General features: G+C 69.8%; 6 protein-coding genes. 3 read left to right on the plus strand and 3 right to left on the minus strand.

All coding sequences use genetic code 11. From position 1 onward, the window contains the following. The coding region (locus AB3X43_RS11315; protein WP_369429947.1) for a peptidylprolyl isomerase at positions 1-1,328 on the minus strand (1,328 nt) is incomplete at its 3' end. Then, on the minus strand, positions 1,325-3,775 hold the full coding sequence (locus AB3X43_RS11320; RefSeq protein ID WP_369429948.1) for an LPS-assembly protein LptD: 2,451 nt from the start codon (positions 3,773-3,775) through the stop codon (positions 1,325-1,327). The genes AB3X43_RS11315 and AB3X43_RS11320, both read right to left, overlap by 4 nt. Before the next feature lie 63 nt (positions 3,776-3,838). Between AB3X43_RS11320 and AB3X43_RS11325 the strand changes: the two genes are divergently transcribed. Next, positions 3,839-4,930: an aminoglycoside phosphotransferase family protein gene (locus tag AB3X43_RS11325; RefSeq protein WP_369429949.1), complete on the plus strand. Its 1,092-nt coding sequence runs from the start codon at positions 3,839-3,841 to the stop codon at positions 4,928-4,930. 6 nt (positions 4,931-4,936) lie between these two features. On the opposite strand, the gene AB3X43_RS11330 is transcribed toward AB3X43_RS11325, so the two are convergent. Further along, complete coding sequence (locus AB3X43_RS11330; protein ID WP_369429950.1) at positions 4,937-5,200, minus strand: VF530 family protein; 264 nt, start codon at positions 5,198-5,200, stop codon at positions 4,937-4,939. Between the two features lie 97 nt (positions 5,201-5,297). Here AB3X43_RS11330 and AB3X43_RS11335 point away from each other — a divergent pair, with 97 nt between their 5' ends. After that, a complete protein-coding gene (locus AB3X43_RS11335) occupies positions 5,298-7,367 on the plus strand; it encodes an ATP-dependent helicase (RefSeq protein ID WP_369429951.1) in 2,070 nt (689 codons plus the stop codon). A gap of 84 nt (positions 7,368-7,451) precedes the next feature. Further along, the coding region (locus tag AB3X43_RS11340) for a hypothetical protein (RefSeq protein ID WP_369429952.1) at positions 7,452-7,851 on the plus strand (400 nt) is incomplete at its 3' end.

Raw genomic sequence — 7,851 nt, forward strand, 5'->3', positions numbered from 1 at the left:
GCGCGCACCTCGCGGGCCCAGTCGGCGTAGGCGTCTTCGGATTTCTGTTCGCGCAGGGCGTTGCGGGCCATTTCGCGCTGTTCGCGCGGTTCCAGGCGCTGGTCACGGCGCTCCAGCAGCTGGATCAGGTGCACGCCGAAGCGCGAGACGATCGGGTCGGCGATCGAGCCGGGGCGCAGGGCCGACATCGCCTGCTCGAACTCCGGCACGAACTGGCCCGGCGACGCCCAGCCGAGGTCGCCGCCATTGGCCGCGCTGCCATCTTCCGATTGCTGGCGGGCGATGTCCTCGAATTTCGCCGTGCCCGCCTCGATCTGGCGCTTGTAGCCGACCAGACGGCGGACCGCCGCCTCCTGGGTGAGTTTCGGGCCGGGACGCAGCAGGATGTGGCGCGCGTGCTGCTGCGTCACGGTCAGCGCGGCTTCGCGGCGCTCGACCAGCTTGATCACATGGAAGCCCGCGCCCGAGCGCAACACCTGCGGCGCCACCTCGCCCGCCCGCAGCGGGCTGACGGCCTCGACGAACAAATCCGGCAGCTTGTCGGCACGGCGCATCCCCATCTCGCCGCCGCGTTCCTTGCCTGCGTCGGAGGCCTCGCGCACCAGCGTCGCGAAGTCTTCGCCCGAGCGCAGGCGCTGCAGCAGCGCCACGCCCTGCTGGCGGCGTTGCGTGACGACGGCCGGCGGAGCATTTTCCGGCACCGACAGCAGGATCTGCGCGATGTTGTATTCGGTGGCTGCGCCGTTCTTCTCACGCTGCTCTGTCAGCCACGCTTCGATGTCCGCGTCGTTGATGCGGATGCGGCCCTGCACCTCGCGTTCACGGATCCGCTCCAGCAGGATCTGGTCGCGCAGGTTGTTGCGGAAGCGGGCGAACTCCATGCCTTCGGTGCGCAGGCGCTCGCGCAGCTGCGGCACGGTGACCTGGTTCTGTGCCGCGATGTTGGTGACGGCCCGGTCGATGTCGCTCTCCTCCACCCGCACGCCACCGTCGCGCGCCGCACTGAGCTGGGCGCGTTCGTCGATCAGCTGGTCGAGCAGTTCGCGCATCAGGGCGTCGCGGTCCGGCAGCCGGGTGTTGCTGCGGGTGGCTTCCTGCTCGGTGCGCTGCAGGCGCTGCAGCACTTCGCTGTTGGTGACCAGCTCCTGGTTGACCACCGCGACGATGTAGTCGCCGCTGCGCCGTGCGGCCTGGGCGAAGCCGTCCAGCGGCGCGCACAGCAGGCTGGCCGCCAGCAGCACCACGCCCAGTGCCTGGCGGCGGCGGGGTGTCATCGAGGCGGTGCGCGCGGCACGCGCGTCGGGGGGCAGTGTCTGCAGCTCGGTCATGGGGTGTCGGTGTCGCCGCCGGTGGCGGGTGGGTGGGCGGCAGGGGCGGCGGCGGCCTGGGGGTCGCGCAACAGCTGGTAGCCGGGGATATTGTCCTTCAAGACCGCCAGCGGGTTGGAGCCTGCATTGAGCCTGGACAGGCCGACCAGCTCCAGCTGCAGCATCAGCTGCGTCGAAGAGGCCTGCAGGCTGGTCGACTGGCGCCGGGCGACCACGCGGCCGACCCAGCAGCCCGCATCGTATTCGAAGCCGACGATGGCGCCGCTGATGCGCCGGTCCTTGAGGCTGTAGTCGAGTGCGCCGACGCCGTAGAGGCGACCGTCGCAGGACGAAGGGCTGCGCGCCGGCCGGGCCGGGCCGCTGGTGGCGTCGTGGGCGATCAGGCTGTTCACGGGCGCGAGCAGGCCGTCGAGCGGCCATTGCCAGCCGAGCGCGAGCTGTTCGCTGACGCCGCGGTTGAGGCGGTGGCTGGCGTAGAGGGTGCGCAGCGGCCCGGGCGAATAGCGCACGCTGGTGATGGTGCGTTCGACCCGGTCGGAGTCGGTGTTGAACTGGAGGGAGCTGTCCAGGGTCCAGTGCGGGATGGCCATGACCGACCCCTGCACCAGCACATCCGAGAAGCGGCTCGTGGCCGGTACGCCGTCGGCGGTGATGCGCTGGTCGTTGAGGCGGTAGCGCTGGGCGATGCCCAGGCGTGCCAGCTCGGCGCCGCTGCGGCGGTCGAGGTAGCGGGTGGTCAGGCCGCCGGTGATCTGGTGGGCGTCGGAGACGCGGTCGATGCCGGAGAAGACGTTCTCCGAGAACACCGTGGTGGCGTTGAAGTCCAGCGCGGCGCTGTCGAAGTTGGGCAGCGCCGACTGGTCGCGCCAGGGCGTGTAGGCATAGAGGAGCCGCGGCTCCAGCGTCTGCGTCAGGTCGCGGCCGAAGGCGCGGGTCTCGCGGTCGAGCGACCAGGCGCTGTCGACGCTGAAGCTCGGAATCACCCGGCCGGCGCGTGTGCTGCCGTCGCTCAGGGGGCGGTCGACCTCGTAACCTGCGGCGTTGAAGCTGGCGCGGGGCGTCAGCCGCCAGCCTTCGTCACCCAGCGGCAGCGCCACCTGGCCCAGCGCATGCAGCCGGCTGCCGGCGATGCGGGTGGGGTCGACGTTGGTGAAGCGGTTGAACTCGGTCTGCAGCGACCACTGCAGCAGCCCGCCGCGGTTGCTCCACAGCGCACCGAGCTGCGGCGTGCGCTGGTAGGGCGGGGCGATCTGCGTGTTCGGATCGGTGTCCTGCAGCACCTGCCACTGCTGCAGGCGCGCATAGAGGTGCTGTTCGACTTCGCCCAGGCCGTCCACCTGCAGCAGACGCCGCTGCTGGGCCTGCGCCGTGTTGGTCAGCAGGCGCGGGGTGAGCGATTCGGCGCCGCGCAGGCCGTCCTTCCAGTAGTTGTCGTCGGACACCCGCAGCAGGTGCCAGTCGTAGCGCACGTCATCGGGCAGGTCGCCCTGCTGGGCCCAGCGTGCGGCCCAGCGGTCGCGTCCGGCGGTCAGGTCGCGCGGCAGCCAGAAGCCGTTGAGTTCACCGTGCCAGTCCGGGCGCAGGTAGCGGAATTCGGATTCCAGTCCCGCGCCGCGCTTGGACAGCACCGTCGGCGTCAGGGTGGCATCCAGGTCCGGCGCGATGTTCCAGTAGTAGGGCACCGACAGCCCGAAGCCGGTGTTGCTCGACGTGGTGATCAGCGGCGGCAGCCAGCCCGACTTGCGCGCGTCGGTCACCGGAAAGCTCAGCACCGGCGCCGCCAGGATCGGCACCCCGTAGAAGCGCAGCACCGCGCCTTCGGCCACGCCTTCGTTGGCGTCGAAGTCGAGCCGGACACGGCGGGTGGTCAGCACCCACGGGGGGGTTTCCCCATCCACCAGTTCGCAGCTGCTGTAGGCCGCGCCGCGCACCACCAGGCGGTTCTTGCCGATGAAGTCGACCCGCTCGGCGCGTCCGCCGGCCTGGGTGCGGCCGAGGTAGAAGCGGGGCTCCAGGAAGTAGCCATCCTGGTGCTCGGTGTTCAGTGACAGCTCGCTGCCCTGGTAGCGGTCGTCACCGCGGGCCAGCAGCACCTGGCCGGTGGCCTGCACCCGGTCCTCGCGCTGGTGGTAGGCCATGTGCTCTGCCTGCAGGCTCAGCAGGCCGCGCTGCAGCCGGGCGCGGCCGTCGGCGATCAGCGTCTCGCCGGTCTGGCCGCTGAGGTGGTCGGCTTCGAGGTGGACGCGGTCATCGTCTGCCGTGGCGTCGATCAGCGGCAGGCTCAGGCCCTGGGTAGCCCATTCCGGCGCGCTGATGCGGCAGGACTGGGCCGCCGCGACCAGCGGTGTCAGCGCCGTGACCAGCGCCAGCACACGCCGCGCTGTCCGGCGCAGGCCGCGTCGGGCGGTTGGGGAGCGGGTGTCGGCAAGGACAGGGGTGTTCGGCACGGAAGGCGGTTCGGTCGCCCGGGGGCGGCTCGCTAGAATCGATCGATTATTTCATGCTCCGAGATGGCCCCCGTGACCCCTGCTGACGCTCCGACCTCCATCCCCTGGCCCGACGACCAGCGCCGTGCCGCGTTCGACACCTGGCTGGCCGCGCAGGCCGAGGCCCACGGGCTGCGCGCCGACAGCCTGCGTCCGGCCAGCGCCGACGCGAGCTTCCGCCGCTACTTCCGCATCGACAGCGCCCGCGGCGAAGCGCCGCGCATCCTCATGGATGCACCGCCGGACCGGGAGGACAGCCATCCCTTCGTGCAGGTCGCCGGCCTGCTGCGCCAGGGTGGGCTGCATGCGCCCGAGGTGCTGGCCTGGGACGAGTCGCAGGGCTTCCTGCTGTTGTCCGACCTCGGCGAGCGCACGCTGCTGGCCGAGCTGCAGGCGCAGGACTTCAGCACCAGCGCCGGCCTGAAGGTGGCCGATGCGCACTACCGTGGCGCGCTCGACGCGCTGGTGCGGCTGCAGCGGATTCCCGCCGAAGGCCAGGTGCCGGCCTACGACGCCGCGCTGCTGCGCCGGGAACTGGACCTCTTCCCCGAGTGGTACATCGGCCGCCACCGCCAGTTCACCCTCGACGACACCCAGCGCGAGGTGCTCGAAGAAGCGCTGCAGACCATCACCCGCGTCTGCGAGGCGCAGCCCCGCGTGCTGGTGCACCGCGATTTCCACAGCCGCAACCTGATGGTCGGCGCCGATCCGGCCGCACCGGGCGTGCTCGATTTCCAGGACGCCGTGTGGGGACCGGTGACGTATGACGCCGTCTCGCTGCTGCGCGACGCCTACATCGAGTGGGACGAGTCGATCCAGATCGACTGGGCCGTGCGCTACTGGGAGCGTGCCCGCAAGGCCGGCTTGCCCGTCGCCGACGACTTCGGTACCTTCTGGCGCGACTTCGAGTGGATGGGCCTGCAGCGCCACCTGAAGGTGCTCGGCATCTTCTCGCGCCTTTACCACCGCGACGGCAAGGACGGGTACCTGAAGGATCTCCCGCTCGTCTGGCGCTATGCCCACCACGTGGCGTCGCGCTACTCGGTGCTGCGGCCGCTGTCGCGGCTGCTGGAGGCGCTGGAGAACGTCGAGGTCCAGACGGGCTACACGTTCTGAACGGTCTCAACGCCGCTGCCGACGCACTTCCCGTTGCATGCAGAGGTACAGGCCCTCGATCTTTTCCCGTGCCCAAGGTGTCTGCCGCAGGAATTTCAGGCTCGACTTGACGCTCGGGTTGCTGGCGAAGCAGCGCGCCGGCACGCGCTCGTTCAGCCCGTCCCAGCCGTAGTGCGCGGCCAGCGTGGTGACGATGTGCTCCAGGGTCAGGCCGTGGAGCGGGTTGCGGGGCTGGGCGGGGGGCGCCGGAGGGGTGGCAGGATCGTGCATCGGCTGGATTCTGCCTGCGGGGCCTTGTCCGGCAGGGGGCTCGCCTCGCTATCATCCGCCCCCGCTTGCTCCATTCCGCGCACCCCGCGCGTCCCCCATGGCCGAAGCCCCGTCCACCCTCAACCCCGCCCAGCTCGAAGCCGTCTACCACCTGCACAGCCCCTGCCTCGTGCTGGCGGGCGCGGGCTCGGGCAAGACGCGGGTGATCACGCACAAGATCGCGCGGCTGCTGCAGGAGGGCATCGCGCCGTCGCAGATCGGCGCCATCACCTTCACCAACAAGGCGGCGCAGGAAATGCGCGAGCGGGCGCGGGCGCTGGTGGGCGCGCGGGCGTCGAAGGATCTGCTGATCGCCACGTTCCACAGCCTCGGCGTGCGGCTGCTGCGCGAGGACGGCGAGCGGCTCGGGCTGAAGCCGAAGTTCTCGATCCTGGATGCGGACGACGTGCTCGGCGTGCTGCGCGACGCGGGCGCCACCACCGACGCCAAGCTCGCCCGGAGCTGGCAGTGGACCATCAGCCTGTGGAAGAACAACGGCCTCACCCATGAACAGGCCGAGGCCGCCGCGAAGGACGATGACGAACGCATCGCCGCCCGCGTGATGAAACTCTACGAGGAGCGGCTCGCGGCGTATTCGGCGGTGGATTTCGACGACCTGATCAGCCTGCCGCTCAAGCTGCTGCAGACCGACGAGGAGACCCGCCTGAAGTGGCAGCGCAAGCTGCGCCACGTCCTCGTCGATGAATACCAGGACACCAACGCCACCCAATATGACCTGCTCAAGGCGCTGGTCGGCCAGGACGGCCTCTTCACCGCCGTGGGCGACGACGACCAGAGCATCTACGGCTGGCGCGGCGCGACCATCGAGAACCTGAAGCGCCTGCCGCTGGACTATCCGAACCTCAAGGTCATCCCGCTGGAGCAGAACTACCGCTCCACCAGCGCCATCCTGACCGCGGCGAACAACGTCATCGCGCTCAACCCCAAGATCTTCCAGAAGAAGCTCTGGAGCGACCTGGGCGAGGGCGAGCCGGTCAAGGTGGTCGAGTCGGACCAGGAAGAGCACGAGGCCGAACGCGCCGTGACCCGGATCATGGCGATCCGCGCCAACACCACGGGCGAGTACACCGGCATCACCGAGTGGAAGGATTTCGCGATCCTCTACCGCGCCAACCACCAGAGCCGCAAGCTCGAAGAGGCGCTGCGCAAGGCCCAGATTCCGTACAAGGTGTCGGGTGGGCAGAGCTTCTTCGACCGCGCCGAGATCAAGGACCTGTGCGGCTGGCTGCGGCTGCTGGTGAACCAGGACGACGACCCGGCCTTCCTGCGCGCCGTGACCACGCCCAAGCGCGGCATCGGCCACACGACGCTGGCCGCGTTGAGCGACTTCGCCGGCAAATGGCGCGTGAGCCTGTTCGAGGCGCTGTTCCAGGAGTCGCTCGGCACAGCGCTGAGCGGCAAGGCGATCGGCTCGCTGCACGAGTTCGGCCGGTATGTGAACGACCTCGAATACCGCGCCCGCCAGACCGTCGGCGCCGAAGCGGCCCGGCCGATGCTGATGGAGTGGCTCACCGACCTCGGCTACGAGCAGCATCTGCTCGACAACGAGGAGAACCCCAAGGTCGCTGCGGCCCGCTGGTCGAACGTGATCGACTTCATCGACTGGGTGGCCAAGCGCTGCGGCGGCGAGATCGACAACGACGGTGGCATGACCGTGGAGACGCAGAAGAAGAGCGTGCTGGAGGTGGCGCAGTCGATCAGCGTGATCCTGAGCCTGGCCGAGCGCGGTGACCAGGACCAGAACCTCGTCACCCTGTCCACCCTGCACGCCAGCAAGGGGCTGGAGTGGCCGCACGTCGTGCTGGTCGGGGTCAACGAGGGCACGTTGCCCTTCAAGCGCGACGAGGAGGACATGACCGCCGAGCGCCTGGAGGAGGAGCGCCGCCTGATGTACGTCGGCATCACCCGCGCCCGGCGCACGCTGCTGGTCAGCACGCTGCTGCGGCAGAAGCGCGGACGCGAGATCAAGCGCGCCTTCCCGAGCCGCTTCATCGCCGAAATGAAGCTGGACGAACGGGTCGTCAAGGAGAACCCGCGCGACCGGATCGCAGCGCAGCGGGCCGCCTTTGCCGCCCGGGCTGCACAAGCGGGCAAGCCACCGGTCTGAGCGTGGGCGCCATGGGCGCGGTCCGGTCGATCGGTAACGCATGGTCCGATTTGTTACATCGATCAGATTCGCGAAATATTCCACATGGAGCAAGAATCTGCGGCCGCATCGACGTCGACTGCAACATCGACGCTCCATGTCCAGGCCGCCCGCGGCGCAGCGCCGTTGTCCATCGCGTTCAGGGATCTCTTCATGTCGATTCAATTCAGCTCGGGCTTGCGCCTGATGGTGGTGGCCGCCGCGGCCGCTGTGGTGTGTGTGCCTGGGGCGCAAGCGGGCGGGCCGGCGACGCCCTCCACCCCGGCGGCCACGCCACTGACCGACCAGTTCATCGTCCAGTACCGCGCCAGCGATGCAGCCGACGAGGCCGGCCGCCGCGACCGGGCCGACCGCGCCGGCAAGCGCGCAGGCGTGGCCGTGACGCCGCACCGCACCGCCTTCAACGGCGCCCGTGTGATGCGCATGGACCGCGCGCTGTCCGAGT

The organism is Sphaerotilus sp. (assembly GCF_041083715.1).
In the GTDB taxonomy this organism is placed as follows: Bacteria; Pseudomonadota; Gammaproteobacteria; order Burkholderiales; family Burkholderiaceae_C; genus Sphaerotilus.